This window comes from Streptomyces sp. NPDC002130 (assembly GCF_040296465.1).
Lineage (GTDB): Bacteria > Actinomycetota > Actinomycetes > Streptomycetales > Streptomycetaceae > Streptomyces.
Map to the genome: position 1 here is coordinate 12450 of NZ_JBEOXI010000101.1, position 15631 is coordinate 28080.

13 protein-coding genes and 4 pseudogenes are annotated in these 15631 nt (G+C 69.8%); 8 read left to right on the forward strand and 9 right to left on the reverse strand.

The features are described from left to right. Positions 1 to 10: 10 nt before the first annotated feature. Positions 11 to 670 (reverse strand): maltokinase N-terminal cap-like domain-containing protein, encoded by a 660-nt coding sequence (locus ABT116_RS20285; RefSeq protein WP_351635573.1) that lies wholly within the window; start codon positions 668 to 670, stop codon positions 11 to 13. Positions 671 to 799: 129 nt separating this feature from the next. Here ABT116_RS20285 and ABT116_RS20290 point away from each other — a divergent pair, with 129 nt between their 5' ends. Beyond that, positions 800 to 1420, forward strand: a complete 621-nt coding sequence (locus ABT116_RS20290; protein WP_351635580.1) for a dihydrofolate reductase family protein — start codon at positions 800 to 802, stop codon at positions 1418 to 1420. On the opposite strand, the gene ABT116_RS20295 is transcribed toward ABT116_RS20290, so the two are convergent. Genes ABT116_RS20295 through ABT116_RS20305 form a run of 3 tightly spaced genes read right to left on the reverse strand, consistent with a single transcriptional unit; the run spans position 1402 to position 3775 of the window. Continuing rightward, positions 1402 to 1674 carry a hypothetical protein gene (locus ABT116_RS20295; protein ID WP_351635586.1) on the reverse strand — a complete coding sequence of 91 codons (273 nt, stop codon included), beginning with the start codon at positions 1672 to 1674 and terminating at the stop codon, positions 1402 to 1404. The genes ABT116_RS20290 and ABT116_RS20295 overlap by 19 nt on opposite strands. After that, the gene (locus ABT116_RS20300) at positions 1671 to 2237 is read right to left on the reverse strand and encodes a sigma-70 family RNA polymerase sigma factor (protein ID WP_502983906.1); all 567 of its coding nucleotides are present in this window, start codon (positions 2235 to 2237) and stop codon (positions 1671 to 1673) included. The genes ABT116_RS20295 and ABT116_RS20300 overlap by 4 nt, the downstream gene beginning before the upstream one ends. Then, on the reverse strand, positions 2234 to 3775 hold the full coding sequence (locus tag ABT116_RS20305; protein ID WP_351635592.1) for a sodium:solute symporter family protein: 1542 nt from the start codon (positions 3773 to 3775) through the stop codon (positions 2234 to 2236). Before ABT116_RS20305 ends, ABT116_RS20300 begins: the two co-directional genes overlap by 4 nt. Before the next feature lie 226 nt (positions 3776 to 4001). Here ABT116_RS20305 and ABT116_RS20310 point away from each other — a divergent pair, with 226 nt between their 5' ends. Beyond that, positions 4002 to 6185 (forward strand): carbon starvation CstA family protein, encoded by a 2184-nt coding sequence (locus ABT116_RS20310; RefSeq protein WP_351635599.1) that lies wholly within the window; start codon positions 4002 to 4004, stop codon positions 6183 to 6185. After that, positions 6182 to 6370 carry a YbdD/YjiX family protein gene (locus tag ABT116_RS20315; protein WP_351635604.1) on the forward strand — a complete coding sequence of 63 codons (189 nt, stop codon included), beginning with the start codon at positions 6182 to 6184 and terminating at the stop codon, positions 6368 to 6370. The genes ABT116_RS20310 and ABT116_RS20315 overlap by 4 nt, the downstream gene beginning before the upstream one ends. A gap of 131 nt (positions 6371 to 6501) precedes the next feature. On the opposite strand, the gene ABT116_RS20320 is transcribed toward ABT116_RS20315, so the two are convergent. The 3 genes and pseudogenes from ABT116_RS20320 to ABT116_RS20330 all read right to left on the reverse strand — a co-directional run bounded on the left by ABT116_RS20320 (position 6502) and on the right by ABT116_RS20330 (position 9819). Continuing rightward, positions 6502 to 7083 (reverse strand): acetoacetate decarboxylase family protein, encoded by a 582-nt coding sequence (locus tag ABT116_RS20320; RefSeq protein WP_351635657.1) that lies wholly within the window; start codon positions 7081 to 7083, stop codon positions 6502 to 6504. Between the two features lie 163 nt (positions 7084 to 7246). Continuing rightward, positions 7247 to 9129 (reverse strand): annotated as a pseudogene (locus ABT116_RS20325) (ATP-binding cassette domain-containing protein). A 288-nt stretch (positions 9130 to 9417) separates the two neighbouring features. Continuing rightward, entirely contained in the window at positions 9418 to 9819 is a 402-nt protein-coding gene (locus ABT116_RS20330) for a hypothetical protein (RefSeq protein WP_351635609.1), read from the reverse strand. A 101-nt stretch (positions 9820 to 9920) separates the two neighbouring features. On the opposite strand from ABT116_RS20330, the gene sigJ reads away from it, so the two are divergent. The 5 genes and pseudogenes from sigJ to ABT116_RS20365 all read left to right on the forward strand — a co-directional run bounded on the left by sigJ (position 9921) and on the right by ABT116_RS20365 (position 14645). Further along, a complete protein-coding gene (gene sigJ / locus ABT116_RS20335) occupies positions 9921 to 10838 on the forward strand; it encodes an RNA polymerase sigma factor SigJ (RefSeq protein ID WP_351635615.1) in 918 nt (305 codons plus the stop codon). 43 nt (positions 10839 to 10881) lie between these two features. After that, positions 10882 to 11241, forward strand: a complete 360-nt coding sequence (locus ABT116_RS20340; RefSeq protein WP_351635620.1) for a hypothetical protein — start codon at positions 10882 to 10884, stop codon at positions 11239 to 11241. A 143-nt stretch (positions 11242 to 11384) separates the two neighbouring features. Next, positions 11385 to 12344, forward strand: a pseudogene (locus tag ABT116_RS50900) (IS630 family transposase). 226 nt (positions 12345 to 12570) lie between these two features. Then, positions 12571 to 13260 carry a hypothetical protein gene (locus ABT116_RS20360; protein ID WP_351635630.1) on the forward strand — a complete coding sequence of 230 codons (690 nt, stop codon included), beginning with the start codon at positions 12571 to 12573 and terminating at the stop codon, positions 13258 to 13260. Continuing rightward, positions 13257 to 14645 carry a tetratricopeptide repeat protein gene (locus ABT116_RS20365; protein ID WP_351635635.1) on the forward strand — a complete coding sequence of 463 codons (1389 nt, stop codon included), beginning with the start codon at positions 13257 to 13259 and terminating at the stop codon, positions 14643 to 14645. Before ABT116_RS20360 ends, ABT116_RS20365 begins: the two co-directional genes overlap by 4 nt. Positions 14646 to 14711: 66 nt before the next feature. On the opposite strand, the pseudogene ABT116_RS50905 reads toward ABT116_RS20365, so the two are convergent. Further along, positions 14712 to 14860 (reverse strand): annotated as a pseudogene (locus ABT116_RS50905) (IS630 family transposase); the annotation flags it as partial. Between the two features lie 151 nt (positions 14861 to 15011). Continuing rightward, positions 15012 to 15244 (reverse strand): annotated as a pseudogene (locus ABT116_RS20370) (IS5/IS1182 family transposase); the annotation flags it as partial. Between the last annotated feature and the right edge of the window lie 387 nt (positions 15245 to 15631).

Genomic DNA, 15631 nt, shown 5'->3' on the forward strand with positions numbered 1-15631 from the left:
CCGCAGGAGGCTACGCCCGGCCGACGTCGTGCAGGACGGCGAACACCCCCTGGGCGCGGGTACCGTCCGGCGTCCGCCAAGAGCCGGTGACATGGCCGATCGTTCCTCGTGGAGGGAGCGTCGCACCGGCCGGGGCGGGCTGCAGGACCCGGTGCAGGCGGAGGGTCGTGCCCTGCGGCGTGGTCAGTGCGGTGCCCTCCTGATCGTCGGCGGCTGTGAAGTCCCTGGGGAGGGGGCCGTCACCGCTCCCGGAGGCGACGACCTCTCGGTCGGGGACGTCACTGCGGTTCTGGTCCTGGGCCTGCGCCCGCCCCTCGAACAGGGCCGCCAACCGGTCAACCAGCACGGCGTCCTGACAGCCGTCGTAGGCCCAGCGTTTCCCCAGCACGCCGTGCTCCATCGTTCCGACAAGGGCGTGTTCTGCCCCTTCGAGCGGGGCACCGCGATAGGTGAGGGGGACCAGGTACGTGGTCGGCTGAGGGCCGGAGGTGTCGGTGACCACGATGAATTCGATCCCCACCTCGCCCTGCGGATCGTCGAGGCGGAAGCCGCCGGCTTTGGCCAACTCCGGCCTTGCCGTGCCGCCGCGGTACCACGGACGGGAGGGAAGCCAGGAAGTGAGCAGTTCCAGCTTGCTCGGCTCCAAAGTGGTGTTGTGTACGACGGCCATGCCGAAGGGTCCCTTCCGTTGCGTCCGTGCGGGCGATCACACTGTCGCATCCGCGCGCCGTCGGCAGATCTTCAGGAGCGGACATCCCGGCGCGTGGTTTCTTGTACCGAACGCCACGAGGAGGAGGCGATGACCCATCCCACGGGCAGAGTGATCTGCGACATCACGATCTCCGCCGACGGCTACGCGGCCGGAGTCGACCAGACCGAGGAACGCCCGTTCGGAGACGACGGAGGTGACGGCTCGGGGGGCCTGCTGCACGCCTGGATGTTCGACACACCCGACGAGAACCGGGCCGAGATCGACCGGCTGAACACAGCGGGGGCCTTCATCATGGGGCGCAACATGTTCGGCCCGGTGCGGGGCGCTTGGGACCGGCCGTGGAACGGCTGGTGGGGAAGCGATCCGCCGTTCCACGCCCCGGTGTTCGTGCTCACCCACCACGCGCGCGAGCCGCAGCCGATGGGCGGCGGCACCACATACCACTTCGTCACCGACGGCATCGCCTCGGCCCTGGCCCGGGCACGCACGGCGGCAGGCGACGGCCATGTCACGGTGCTCGGCGGCGCGACCACCGTCAACCAGTACCTCGCCGCCGGCCTGATCGACGAACTGCGCCTGCACATCGCGCCGTTGACGCTGGGCGCCGGCACGCGGCTGTTCGAGGGCGTTCCGCCCCTGAAACTGGAGCAGGTGACGGCGCGGCCGGCGAGCCTGGTCACCCACGTGACCTACCGCGTGTTGACCTGAGCGTCCGGAAGGCCCGAGAAGATCACCCCAGGAGAGGACGGCGCCTCGTTCAGCACCCACAGGCCGATCAGCGTGGCCAGCGCGAACACGACGGTGATGAGCACGGCGAGGACGAGCCGGCGACGGCGTTCGCGGCGCAGCCACTCGCCGCGTGCCGTGCGATAGGCGTCGGGCGCGGCCCGTACCCCGCCGGCGAGGGCGGCCAAGGCCTCGGCGAGCTCCTGCTCCGTGCGGTCCGGTTCGGTGTGGTTCATCGCCGGGCCTCCATCGCCTGGGTCAGCGCGGCGAGGCCGCGTGCGGTGTGCGTCTTGACCGAACCGGAGGAGATGCCCATCGCGGCGGCGATCTCGCCCTCCTTCAGCCCGAGCCAGTGCCGCAGCACGAGCGCCTCGCGCTGCCGGGCCGGCAGATGTTGCAACGCGTCGATCAGCACACGCTGGTCGTCGCGGAGGAGCGCCGCGCTCTCGGCGGAGACGACGGTCTCCTCGGACGGGTTCTCCACGTGCTTGCGGGCGACCTGGAGGTGCCGGATGCGCATCCGGGTCAGATTGCACACCGTGGAGCGCAGATACGCCTCCGCCGCCTCGATGTCCCTCAGGCGCCGCCACTTCCGGTAGATCTGGTAGTACGCCTCGGCCACCACGTTCTCCGGGTCGTCGGCGCCCAGCAGCACGGCCAGGCGCAGCATCGAGGCGTAGTGCAGCTCGAAGAGCCCGGCGAGTCCGGCCTCGCGCTCCAGCTCCGCCGGGTCGGCCGGCGCGGGCGTCAGCGTCTCGACGTCGGGCTCCGGTACCGGTATCGGGTGTCTGTGTCTCACTGCTGGTTCGCTCCCGTCTCCGGACGCCGCCTGACGGTCAGGCGGGACGGCAGGTCGGTCAGATCGGCGGCTCGCGGGACGCCGAGACGTTCGAGTACGGCGGTGCCGGCCAGCGCGACGATCACATTGAGGACGAGCGCGGCGAGGCCGGCGTAGATCTCCACCGGTCCGGAACCGAGGCCCACGATGGAGGAGAACCCCTCGCGCACGACCAGGAAGGTCCCGGACACCATGCCCACGCCCCACCCGGCGAGCAGCGCCCGCGGATGCAGTCGCGCGGTGTACAGGCCGACGGCGACGGCGGGGAAGATCTGCAGGATCCAGACCCCGCCGAGCAACTGGAGGTTGATCGCGTCCTGGTCGCGCAGCCCGAAGACGAACGCGACCGCCCCGGCCTTCGCGATGAGCGACACGGCCTTGGCGATGCGCACCTGCCGTTTGGGCGTGGCCGTCGGATGCACGTACTCGACGTACACGTTGCGTACGAAGCTGGTCGCCGCAGCGATCGACATCACCGCCGCCGGGACCAGCGCCCCGACGGTGATCGCGCCGAACACCAGCCCGGCCAGCGGCCCCGGCATCAACCGGTCGACCAGCATCGGCACGGCCGCCTCGGCACCGCCCTCCGGTGCCCGCACCCCGGCCGCGAGCGCCGCGAAACCGAGGACGCCGAAGAGCGCGAGCAGTCCCGTCCAGGCGGGCAGCGCCACCGAGACCTTGCGCAGGGTGCGCGGCCCGTCGGCGGCGAAGCCGGCCGTCAGCACGTGCGGGTACATCATCAGTGCGAGCGCCGAGCCGAGCGCGAGGGTGGCGTAGGCGGGCTGCTGGGCCGGGGTCAGCACCAGCGCGGGGCCGCCGAGCCGCCGGGCCGCTCCGTCGAAGACCGCACCCGGCCCGCCGAGCCGCTCCAGGACCAGCCAGGTGACCGCGGTCAGCGACACGAACACGGCCACCGCCTTGAGCGCCGAGATGACCGTGGGCGCGCGCAGCCCGTGCCGGTACGTGGCCACGGCGAGCCCCGCGAACAGCGCCACCATCACCAGATCCCCGGCGGCCCCGCGCGGATACACCCCGCCGGCCGTCAGCACGGCCCGTATGCCGAGCAGCTGGAGCGCCAGGTACGGCATGGTCGCGAGGATCCCGGTCAGCGCGACGACCAGCGCGAGGGGCGGCGACCCGTACCGCCCGCGGACGAAGTCGGCGACGGTGACGTAGCCGTGGGCGCGGGCCACGGTCCACAGGCGGCTGAGCAGCACGAAGGCGAGGGGACAGACGATCACCGTGTACGGCACGGCGAAGAAGGCCGCAGCGCCGTTGCCGTACGCCAGCCCCGGTACGGCGGTGAAGGTGTACGCGGTGAAGATCGTGCCGCCCAGCAGGAACCAGGTCCACACCGGACCCAGGCTGCGGTCGGCCAGCGCCCAGCCTTCCAGCGACGGCAGCCGGTCGCTGGGGTGCAGGCGCCGCGCGGTGACGGCGAGCAGCGACGCTCCGCCGATCACGGCGAGGAACGTCGCGGTCATGGTGCCGTCGGCCATGGGTCACCGTCCTTGGTGTGCCTGATCCTCACGGGGGAGTTGCGCGGCGGCCCCGATCGGAGGACACGGAACCGGCGGGAAATCCTCTGGAAATTCGCTGTCAACCGGTTCCGGGGGGTGGGCAACTCTTGCACAGACCGACAGCGAGCGGGAGAGCCGCCGTTTCGCCGATCCCCGGGCACCTCGGGTCACGAGGTGTCTCGCACCGCCCCGGTGAGGAGCCGCCATGCCTACGTCCACCCTGTCCGAAACCGGCCTGCCAGCGCCCGAAAAGTCGCGTATATCACCTCGATCCGTCCTGCTGTGGACCGTCGTCGCCCTGCTCGGGGCCGTCGCCTGGGGCGTCCTCGCGCTGTCCCGGGGCGAAAAGATCTCCGCGGTCTGGCTGGTGGTCGCCGCGCTCGGCTCGTACGCCATCGCCTACCGCTTCTACGCACGGTTCATCGCCCGCCGGGTGCTCCGGCCGGACGACCGCCGGGCCACCCCCGCCGAACGCCTGGAGGACGGCGTCGACTTCCAGCCGACCGACCGCCGGGTGCTGCTCGGTCACCACTTCGCCGCGATCGCCGGCGCCGGGCCACTGGTGGGACCGGTCCTCGCGGCACAGATGGGCTATCTGCCGGGCACGCTGTGGATCGTGGCCGGGGTGATCTTCGCCGGGGCGGTGCAGGACATGGTGGTGCTGTTCCTGTCGATGCGCCGGGACGGCAAGTCGCTCGGGCAGATGGCCCGCGAGGAGATCGGCCGGGCGGGCGGAGCCGCCGCCCTGGTCGCGGTGTTCGCCATCATGATCATCCTGCTCGGCGTGCTCGCCCTGGTGGTCGTGAACGCACTGGCCCACTCCCCGTGGGGCACGTTCTCCGTCGCGATGACCATCCCCATCGCCCTCTTCATGGGCTTCTGGATGCATCGCGTCCGCCCCGGCAGGGTCGTCGAGACCAGCCTCATCGGCGTGGCACTGCTGCTCCTCGCCATCGTCGGCGGCAGCTGGGTGCAGAACTCCTCCCTGGCCGGCACATTCACCCTCAGCCCCACCACCCTCGTCTTCTGCCTGATCGGCTACGGCTTCGTCGCCTCCGTGCTGCCGGTGTGGATGCTGCTGGCCCCGCGCGACTACCTCTCCACCTTCATGAAGATCGGCACGATCGCGCTGCTCGCGGCCGGTGTGGTCGTGGCCGCACCCGTGCTCAGGGCGGACGCGGTGAGCGACTTCGCGACCTCGGGCGCCGGGCCGGTCTTCGCGGGCTCGCTCTTCCCCTTCCTCTTCATCACGATCGCCTGCGGAGCCCTGTCCGGCTTCCACGCCCTGGTCTCCTCCGGAACGACCCCGAAGCTGATCCAGAAGGAGTCGCAGGTCCGGCTGATCGGCTACGGCGCGATGCTGATGGAGTCGTTCGTCGCGATCATGGCGCTGATCGCCGCGGCGACGCTGGAGCCGGGTCTGTACTACGCCATGAACGCACCGGCGGGCCTGCTCGGCGCGACGGCCGAGTCCGCCTCCCACGCGGTGGCGGGCCTCGGCTTCACCATCACCCCCGACCAGCTCACCCAGGCCGCCAAGGCCGTCGAGGAACAGACCCTCATCGCCCGCTCCGGCGGGGCCCCGACTCTCGCGGTCGGCATGTCGGAGATCTTCTCCGGGGTCTTCGGCGGGGCGGCCATGAAGGCCTTCTGGTACCACTTCGCGATCATGTTCGAGGCGCTGTTCATCCTGACCACCGTGGACGCCGGCACCCGGGTCGGCCGCTTCATGCTCCAGGACATGCTCGGCAACGTCTTCCAGCCGCTCGGCCGGGTCAACTGGAAGCCCGGCATCTGGCTGTGCAGCGGCCTGGTCGTCGCCGCCTGGGGCTACTTCCTCCACACCGGCGCCACCGACCCGCTCGGCGGCATCAACCAGCTCTTCCCGCTCTTCGGCATCGCCAACCAGCTGCTCGCCGCCATCGCCCTCGCCGTCTGCACCACCGTCCTGATCAAGTCCGGGCGACTGCGCTGGGCCTGGGTCACCGGCGTCCCCCTGGCCTGGGTCACCGCGATCACCTTCACCGCCGGCTGGCAGAAGATCTTCTCCGCCGACCCGAAGATCGGCTTCTTCGCCCAACGGGCCCACTACGCCGACGCCCTGGACGCCGGCCAGATCCTCGCCCCCGCCAAGTCGACCGCCGACATGCACACCGTGATCACCAACTCCACCGTCGACGGCGTCCTCATCGCCCTCTTCCTGCTCCTGGTCGCCGTGGTGATCGGCAACGCGGCGGTGGTCTGCGTGCGCGCCGTACGGTCCGCGACGCCGCTGCCGACCACCGAGGCGCCGTACGTCGAGTCCCGCCTCGACACGTCGGGCAGCCCCGTCGAGCCCCTGGCCGGAGCGGGAGCCGGAGCCGAAGCCGGAGTCGGAGCCCGCTCGTGAGGATCCGGCGCTGGGTGCGGGCCGTGCGCTGGTATCTGCGCGAGCTGACCGGCGAGGCCGAGTACGACCGCCACTGCGAGCGGCACCGGCGCCACCACCCGCTCGCGCCGGTCCCGACCCGCCGCGAGTACCAGGTGCTGCGCCTTCGGCACCAGGAGGCCCGCAGCCACAGCCGCTGCTGCTGAAGGGCTCACGTCAAGGGCGGCGGGCTCTCGGTGGCGTGGCACGGTCCGTCGATGGTCCGCCAAGGGGTGCGGCCGGGCCCGGGCGGCCACACCCGAGCGGCACCGGAGGGCCGGGCGAGGACCTGCGCGGCTCAGCCGCCCACGACGCCGCGGAAGTCGCGGAGCGCGAGGGAGAGGAGCGGCCGGTGCCTGCCGAGGACGGACAGAGGATCTTCGGACCCGGTCGTGACGCGGCCGCGGCCGAGAGCCGGTCGTCCACTGATCCGCATGGGGACGCGGCACTGCGCACCGTCGGACAACTGCTGGACCAGGTGGCCACGGGCCGGCAGCCGGCAGGGCAGCCGCAGCATGTCGCGGTACGTGAAGCGGACGACCGGAGTCCCGGGAGCGGTCAGCTCGCCCCGGGCGCTCCGGCCGTCCGCGTGGACCGTGATCGCGCCCAGCTCCTTCGGGATGCCCCACAGGGCGCGTCCCCCGGCGAGGGACCGTTCGTCGTCGACCCAGGCAGCCACGGTGGTGGCGGCGAGGCGGCGTCCGTGGCGCACGACCTGGGCGATGAGGAACTCTCGGTAGGCGAGGACGCCCCCGGGCCGGTAGTCGACCCAGAAGGTGACCACGGTGGCGCGGCGCCGCACGACCCACGGGCGGGCCCGGGACGGCAGGGGCCAGCGCGGCAGCTCGCCGACCGGGACGCGCCACAGCGAGATGATCATGTCGCCGGTGAGGTGCCAGGGCGAGGGAGGAAAGGGGACGGCTGGTCGTTCCACGGTGTGATGACCGACTTCCTCGGTTCGGACTCGTACGGCCGATTGTTCCACTCGACACGGCGGGGGCGGCCCCACGGCGCGACGCCACGGGACCGCCCTCGAATCGCGGTCAGCGGTCGTCGGCCAGCGCGACGAGTTCGGCGAACAGGCCGCCGACGTGGACGAGTTCCTCGTACGTCCCCTGCTCGACGACCCGCCCTGGTCCATGACGAGGACGCGGTCGGCGAGACGGGTGTTCGCCAGTTGGTGGGTGACGACGATCGTCATGCGTTCGGCGGCGATCCTCTTGATCTCCAGGAAGATGGCGTGTTCGCCGCGGGCGTCCATCTGGGACGTCGGCTCGTCCAGGATCAGGAGCGGCGTCCGGCGGTACAGGGCGCGTCCGCACACCAGCCGCTGCCACTGCCCACCGGAGAGTTCGGCGCCGCCCCACAGCTCCTTGGCGAGCAGGGTGTCGAGTTTCCGGGGCAGCTTCTCGATGGCCTCGCGCATGCCGACGGCGTCGACGACATCCCAGACGGGACCGTCGTCGAAGCTCTTCGGCTGCCCGAGGGTGATGTTCTCGCGGGCGCGCAGCGGCCAGCAGGCGAAGTTCTGCGGTACGAGCGCGGTCCGTTTCCACACGGCGTCGGGATCGGCGTGCGCCAGGTCGATGCCGTCCCACAGCACGCGTCCCTTGTCGGCGAGGAGGATCCCGGTGATGAGCTTGGCGAGGGTGGACTTGCCCGAGCCGTTCTCGCCGACGATCGCCAGGATCTCGCCCCGGCGCAGGGAGAGCGACACTCCTGCCACGGCCGGTTCCTCCTTGCCCGGGTATCGGTACACGACCTCGTCTAGACGGATCTCGTCGACGCGATCCGGGATGGTCAGCTCACCCCTCTGCGGGGCGCGTTCGGCGGCCATGTCGAGGAAGGCCCGCATGTCGGCCAGGTAGAGCGAGGTGTGGAACATCGCGGCGCCGTGGATGACGAACTGACCGAGCGCGGCGAGCGTGGTCTGCACGGCGACGACGGCCGTGGCGGCGACCGGCAGGGCGACCCGGCCGTCGGCGGCCAGCCAGGCGAGGGTGGCCCACGTGCACAGCAGGAACACTCCGCCCAGGGCGCTGGTGGTCAGCACGATGCGCAGCAGGCGCGGGGCGGCGGTGAGAGTGCGCTGGTCGATGCGGTCGGACAGGGCCCGGTACCAGTAGACGAGATAGCCGGTCATGCCGTTGGCGCGGACCTCGTCACCGAATCGGGAGTACGTGGCCCACCAGCGCATCATGGAGCGCACGTTGCGGTCGCCGACGTTGAGGTAGTGGGTCTCGTAGTCGACGCGGGCGGACAGGACCGCCCCGGCGCCGGCCGGGAGGACGGCCAGGAGCAGCAGGGGCAGCATCAGCGGGTGCAGTGCGGTGATGACTCCGCTCGCGGCGATCATGCGGATCAGTGCCGACACGAACCGCTCGGCGTCCTGGACCATCATCCGGGTGCGGGTGACCCCGACTTCGGCGGCTTCCTGCCGGTCGGCGAAGCCGTCCTCGCCGTAAGCGGCGGTCTCCACCCGGCACACGGCGGCGACCAGGGCGATGTCCGCCTCGGTCGTCAGCAGCGGAGTGATCCGGCCGTCGGCGTAGGAGGAGAGGGCACTGGTGATCCGGCCGACGGCCGCGGCCGCCGTCACCACGATCAGGGCCGGCAGCGCGCCGTGCAGGCGTTCGGGAACCGTGCCGATGCCGAGGACGTGCGTCATGGCCTGCGCGGTGAACGCGAGGACGACCGCCGCCGCGATGCCGGTGAGGAGCTGGCACGCGAGGAGCAGCACGACGCCGGTCCTGTCGACGGCCCAGGCCATCCGCGCGGTGTGTCCGAGGACGGCCGGCAGGCGGCGGCACATCGCTGCGAAACCGGCGTCTGCCAGCGGGTTCTTGCCGTACTTCCCGCCGAACGTGAGGGTCGCGGGCGGGGGAGGGGGCGGAGTGTTCTCGTCAGCGGTCGAGGCATGGGTCACCGTCACCTGGGGCCCTCCTGGAGGTTCGTGCCGGCCCGGACGGGCTCGGCGGTGCACGGCCTAACGACACGACCCCTGATTCGAACGCGCTCGATTCCGGACGCGCTGAGTCCCTTGCCGCACAAGGGATCGACCGCAGCGGCTCATTGCTGGGGCGGCTCCCGTCAGCCCGGGGTTGGCCGAATCGCGGAGGCTTGAAACGCGTGAGGCGCATGATTTTTCGGAGCCGCGGGACGGACGTGAGGCAGAGGGGGATGTGGTCGGCGGCGGCTCCGGCCCCGCGCCGGCCTACTTCGCTCCGGCTGGCCCCGTGCCGGATGTCACCGCCGGGGCCAGCGCCAGCACGCTCAGGCCGAACATCAGCACACCCAGGGGGAGATGGAGCGACGGGACGTGCGCGATACCGAGCACGACCTGGAGCGAGGCGAGCGCGAGGAAACCCGAGGCGTACCAGATCGGCCGGGACGAGCCGCCGCCCGGCTTCCAGGCCAGCACCGCCGCGAGCACGTACAGCATCGACGCCCCGTACATCACGCGCGCCCCGACGCTGTGCAGCATCTCTCCGTAGGACGAGGTCAGCAGCAACCCGGCGGACACCGCCTGGAGGAAGATCGTCAGGGTCTGCAGGGCGATCGCGATCTGCAGGAACGCGGTGCCACGCCGTGCCGCCGTTGTCACCTGAGTGGCCATGTCACAGTCCTCTCTTCCGCCCTCGGGCAGGAGATCGATAAGGTCTCAAACAGCCCGACGACGCGGGGGCGCGAAAGGTAAGGCGAGGGGGACGCCGAGACATGGGAACGGTCGGGGCCGGCACGGACGAGACAGTTGGCGAACAACGTCAACTGATCAACGTCGCCTACCGGTTGCTCGGCTCGGTCACCGAGGCCGAGGACGCCGTCCAGGACGCCTACGCACGCTGGTACGCGCTGCCCCGAAGCCGACGGGAGGAGATCCTTTCCCCCGGCGCCTGGCTGACGACGGTGACCAGCCGCATCTGCCTAAACCTGCTCGGCTCGGCCCGGGCCCGCCGTGAACGCTATGTCGGCGCGTGGCTGCCCGAGCCGCTGCCCGACCGCGCCGAGTGGGGCCCCGGGGACGGCTCCGGCCCCACCGGTCCCGCGGACCCCGCCGACCAGATCGTCCTGGACGAGTCGGTGACCGTGGCCTTCCTCGTCGTCCTGGAGTCGATGACGCCCGCCGAGCGGGTGGCGTTCGTCCTGCACGACGTCTTCCGGTACCCGTTCGCCGAGGTCGCGGATGTTCTCGGCCGAACTCCCGCGGCATGCAAGCAACTTGCGGCCTCCGCCCGACGGCGGGTGAGCTCCGCGCGTTCCGAGGAGAGGGCGACCGGCCAGGCCGACGTGGTGCGGCACGTCAAAGAAGCCTGGGAGAGCAAGGACATCGCCGCCCTGGTCCGTCTCCTCGACCCGGCCGCCGTGATGACCGCCGACGGCGGCGGCATGGCCGGCGCGGCGCGACGCCCGGTCGAGGGCGGCACGCGCATCGCCGAGTACATGGTGGCCATCGCCGACAAGGCGCCGGGGCTCGAACTCCTGGAGCGATCGGTCAACGGCAGGCCGGGCCTGGTGGCCCAGCGGGCCGGCATCGTCATGACCGTGGCCTCGTTCGACGTCTCCGCAGGTCGCGTCACCGGGATCTGGGCGGTCCGCAACCCGGAGAAGCTACGGCCCTGGAGGCGGGGCGGCTAGCCGTGTCTCCTGGATCAGTGTGACCCGGCCTCGGCGCCGGTGCGTGTTTGAGCGGGCCGAGGGGCGGCGCGAGCTGCTGGTGATTCCCTTTCCGCATCCCGACTCCTATGCGGTGAGCGACGACGAACCGATGGCGCGTGAGCCACAGGCTGAGGCGTTCGAGGACGACGCCGCGTATCGGACAGCCCGGCGTGCCTGGGACGACGAGGCCGACAGGTTCGAGGACCTGAAGACGGCCGGTGCGGTCGTGATCCAGGAGCACGGCTGCGGCTTCTCCACCTTGTTGGGCCCTGACCGGCTCTCTGGCCGGCACGGTCTGGTGGGACGGACGGGCTACCTGCGACCGGATCGTCCCGCTGTCCTTGGACCACGTCGGCGGCGCCCGGCCTGTCCACTTCAGTGAGTGGTTGGACCACGGTTCGTGGGCTCTTCTGCCGCCGGGCTGGGGGCCGTCCCATCCACCACATCCTGTTATTCACCGTTACTGAGGTTTTCAGGTTGTCGTCGGGTAGTGACGCTTGATGATCTCTGCGGTACGCCGGTGAGGTGAGGTATCCAGAGGGTGGGGCCTGACTGCTGAGCGTCGGGCGTTTCGTGAGGGGATCCGGCTTCAGGCCGGCAAGCGGTTCGCGGCGGGTGAGAAGACCACGGTGATCGCGAGGGACCTGCGGGTGAGTGCAGGGTCGGTGGAACGATGGCGCCGCGCCTGGCGCGACGGTGGCATGGCGGCCCTGCGCTCGACGGGTCCGGCGAACTCCCCAACCGTCACCGATGCCCAGTTCGCCGTGCTCGGCTGCTGAAACGACACGGCTGGTCATGGCAGGCACCTGCCCGCAGAGCACTCGAACGCGACGAGCACGCGGTAGAGCTGTGGAAGCAGGAGGTGTGGCCCCAGGTAAAAGGCTCGCGGCGGTGTGTGGCAGCTGGATCGTCTTCGAGGACGAAGCCGGATTCTCCATGACGCCGCCCCGCGCCCGCACTTGGGGCCGGCGCGGATACACCCCCGAAATCAGGGTGAGAGGCAGGTCCCGCCGTCGCACCTCGATTGCGGCCCTGTGCTGCTACAAACCCGGCGAAAGGAGCCGTCTCATCCACCGGCCCCGCACCCATCTCCTGCTCAAGGGCGCCCGCAGGAGCTTCTCCTGGAAGGACTACCGCGACCTGCTCGTTCGGGCCCACATCCAACTCGGCGGCCCGATCGTGGTGGTCTGGGACAATCTCAACACCCATCTGACCGCCGGGCTGCAGCGATATGAGGCCGACCACGACTGGCTCACCACCGTCCGGTTGCCGCCCTATGCACCAGACCTGAACCCCGTCGAGGCCATCTGGTCACTCGTGCGCAGGGCCATGGCCAACACTGCCTTCGACGCACCCGATGACCTTGACCACAAGCTCCGCCGTGAGTTACGCAGGATCCAACTCCGGCCCCACTTGATCGACGGCTGCCTCACCGCCACCCGCCTGACCCTCACACGGCCAACCCCACCCTGCAAACCTCAGTAAGTCACCGAAGGGCACCGGCTGCTTCGTCGTCTGAACCCGGGGCGAGTGCGAGGCTGGCCTCTGAGACAGCCGGGATTGTGGCGGTCGCAGACCTGAAGCGTCGACAAGCGCGTACGGCTGGACTGGCGAAAGTGACGGCAACTGCGGAGCGCGCCGGGTGTGCCGTGGCGCCGGAGTGGGCCTCTCATGTCATCGTTTTGGCCCTGACGGCTTGAAAGGGACGTGCATGCTGACGCTGTCAATCGCGACCATCCTCGAAGAGGCCGCCTCGGACAAGAACAAACATCTTGAGGGCAACGTCAAAGACATCCAGGAGCTCCTGAAGCCGGAGAACCTTGCCGCGTTGCAGGAGGTCGCCAAGGTCTTCGCATTCCTGGCCTTCCACCCGGTGGCCGATACCGCGGTCGCCGACTACGTGCGGTCCGGCACGCTCGCCGACGACAGCGGACCGGACGTCCTCGCCTTGTTCACCCTGGATGAGCCCGCGCCGACTCCCGTGGCCGTTGACGACCGGTCCTTCTCCTCATGGCTTCACCTGGGAAAGGGTGTCCACCCGGCTTACCAGATGGTGCGCACGCTCTTCGAAGACACGTACGTTCCTCCCCTGCCCGGCGTGCTGTTCTTCCACCACGACTGGGCGAGCCACGCCGGCGCCGTATACGTGCCGTTGAACACGGCCACCGAACAACACGAGGTACGCGTCCTCCTGCGTAAGGTCTTCGCCCTGGCCGCAGACGAGGCCAACCCGACGGACGCCAAGGGAGCTCTGGACCGGCTCTGCGTTGCCTTGCTCAAAGAGCGCATCGAGTACGACAAGACGCGAGGAGCGTCGATGCAGGAGTGGCTGATCACCAGCTTCCGACTGGTTGCAGAGCACAGCGGGGACATCGTCAGTGTCGTGGGGTTGGCTCTGTGAACGTCACCAGGCTCTTGACGGCCAACCTGGCAGGCGAGGCCGAACCGCTGCTGGATCTGGTAAACGCCTACTTCCAGGAGGCAATGGTCTTCGGGCGGATGTGCCGGACCGACGAGTGGGACTTCGACGGCGGTAAGCAGCATTCCCGTGTGCGGTATTACTGCGAGGCCCGCGAGATTCCCTTCCTCAAGGTCACAGCGGTCTTGGAAGACACTATCGGTCTGCAGTTCACGGACGCCGCAGCACAGATTCCTTACCGCCATGTCGGCGCGACCTGGCCGCCTGGATGCCCGTTGGCCGGTCACGTCACCGTACCCTCCAAGCTGTCACCCTTCACCTGGCTGAGTACATTCTTCGTTCACTGGAATCTGGTTCCGGACGACGACTCCGCCCGGGAGGGCGAGTACTTTCGCGTGCTCCGGTCCACCCTGTGGATCTGCCACGAATCCGGGCTGCGCGCCGCTGTGGACTATGTGGCCGACCTGGTGGAGACCGGGCAGGTGGTGAGCGTGTTCTCCGCGATCATGGTGGTCGCCCAGCTGATCATCGTCAGCGCGCGCACCGACTCCCCTCAGGAACTAGTGGCCTCTCTCATGGACGGAAGACTGCCGAGGAAGCCGGACGAATGGCTGATCTTCTATCCCACTCTGGAGAATGCCGAGCCTGTCCGCCTCACGGCGGACGGACGCGCGGCTGTCGAGTCGCTCGTCGTACGTGGCTGGAGCCAGGTCGAGAAGACACGCGCAGCGAGCAGTCTCGACGAGTGGCTGTCCTCTGTGGCCGCGTTGCAGGGATTGCTTACGCTGGTCATGCACAGCGTGGCAATGGCTGTGGCGAACCCGTCCACTGCTTTGCGTGCGGTTGTGTCCCAGTTCGAGGAGCTGTCAGCGGACATCTTTGCTGCCACGGTCGACATGGAGGTCGGCCTTGAGGGCAACGCTGGCCTCCCACAATTCCTCAGCTACCAACGCGATCTCGAGAAGCATTTCCTGAACCGAGGAGATACGTCCGGACGGAGATTCCGGCGGGAGCGGCTCCTACTTCCCCTACCCATCTACGGATCCTCCGACGAACTTCCACCAGACTGGGGCGAACCCAGCTGGCGGATCGCACTCCCCTGGAAGTCATGCCACAGCTTCGTCGACGAACTACTTGCTGGGCCGGACCCAACCGGCCCACTACCGCGGGGCAGCTGGGCCCGGCCACTGAAGGGCGATGCCCTACGGCAGGCGCTCACCCTCCATCCGGAGCATCCCCCGTATTGGAAAGCACTCGCGCAGGAACTGCGTTCGGCCGGCCGCCCGCGCGCCGCCAAGGCCGCCCTTCTTGTGTCCAAGCGAATGTCCCAGCGCACCGTCGAACAGGGCTGGGAGCCACGCTCATAGGAAGCAGCCTGTGCGGTTGTCTCCCCTGCTGTCCTTTCCTGGTGCTACTCGTCGTCCAGTGGGTCCTCGGCCAGGAGCCGTGACACTCACCCGCAGGTCCCTCGCGATCACCGCGGTCTTCTCACCCGCCGCGAACCGCTTGCCGGCCTGAAGCCGGATCCCCTCACGAAACGCCCGACGCTCAGCAGTCAGGCCCCACCCTCTGGATACCTCACCTCACCGGCATACCGCAGAGATCATCAAGCGTCACTACCCGACGACAACCTGAAAACCTCAATAGGTTTTGTCTTTCTGGTCAGCGTCGGGTCTAGATGGGGGACGAGACGGAGTGCGGCCTGGCAGGCGATCGCGAGCTCGTCAGTCGTGTGGCCAGCCCCCGAATCGGCCTCGCCGCAGACGGTGACCGACCTGGTCGGACGGCTGCGGGATGAGTGCACGGATGCCCGGCGCCGCAGGTGGGTGCGGATGGCGCGTGAGGAAGATGCGCGGTCGGCCAGAACGGTCAAGGGCCCGGGGCCTGCCCGGGCCCTGCGGGGCACACGCATGCGGGACATCACCGTCTCAAAGGCGGGTGCATCGCCTGCCCGGCCTGCGGTGAGGTCAGCCACCGTCTCGTTCGCGCCGCATCCGATTGCCCACCGGTCGGCCCGTTCGGGGTTGACGCGCGGATACCGGATGCGGTCCAGACCAGCAGCCGGATTCCTCAAGGGCCCGAGCCGTGCCGGAAGCCGGATTCGCGCGAAGTCTTGACGCGGCGCGCTCGACTGCGTAGATATGTCTGCGCAGTCATGACAGCGCAGTCACCCGCGATACCGGCGGGCGACCGAGGCCGTTCACACGATCCGATCCACCGCACACCGGGAGACGCCATGACGCCAGCAAGGGGGCGGGACGGCGGTCCCGCCGCGCCGCGAGGCGTCGACGTGGCCAGAGCCGCGGGTCCCGCCCCGAACGCCTACGGCTACCCGGTGCAGATCTCCGATCCC

Coding starts and splice junctions, on each gene's coding strand:
- ABT116_RS20330 (WP_351635609.1), bottom strand. CDS start 9,819: ATGGCCACTCAGGTGACAACGGCGGCACGGCGTGGCACCGCGTTCCTG.
- ABT116_RS20360 (WP_351635630.1), top strand. CDS start 12,571: ATGCTGACGCTGTCAATCGCGACCATCCTCGAAGAGGCCGCCTCGGAC.
- ABT116_RS20285 (WP_351635573.1), bottom strand. CDS start 670: ATGGCCGTCGTACACAACACCACTTTGGAGCCGAGCAAGCTGGAACTG.
- ABT116_RS20290 (WP_351635580.1), top strand. CDS start 800: ATGACCCATCCCACGGGCAGAGTGATCTGCGACATCACGATCTCCGCC.
- sigJ (WP_351635615.1), top strand. CDS start 9,921: ATGGGAACGGTCGGGGCCGGCACGGACGAGACAGTTGGCGAACAACGT.
- ABT116_RS20310 (WP_351635599.1), top strand. CDS start 4,002: ATGCCTACGTCCACCCTGTCCGAAACCGGCCTGCCAGCGCCCGAAAAG.
- ABT116_RS20295 (WP_351635586.1), bottom strand. CDS start 1,674: ATGAACCACACCGAACCGGACCGCACGGAGCAGGAGCTCGCCGAGGCC.
- ABT116_RS20305 (WP_351635592.1), bottom strand. CDS start 3,775: ATGGCCGACGGCACCATGACCGCGACGTTCCTCGCCGTGATCGGCGGA.
- ABT116_RS20320 (WP_351635657.1), bottom strand. CDS start 7,083: ATGATCATCTCGCTGTGGCGCGTCCCGGTCGGCGAGCTGCCGCGCTGG.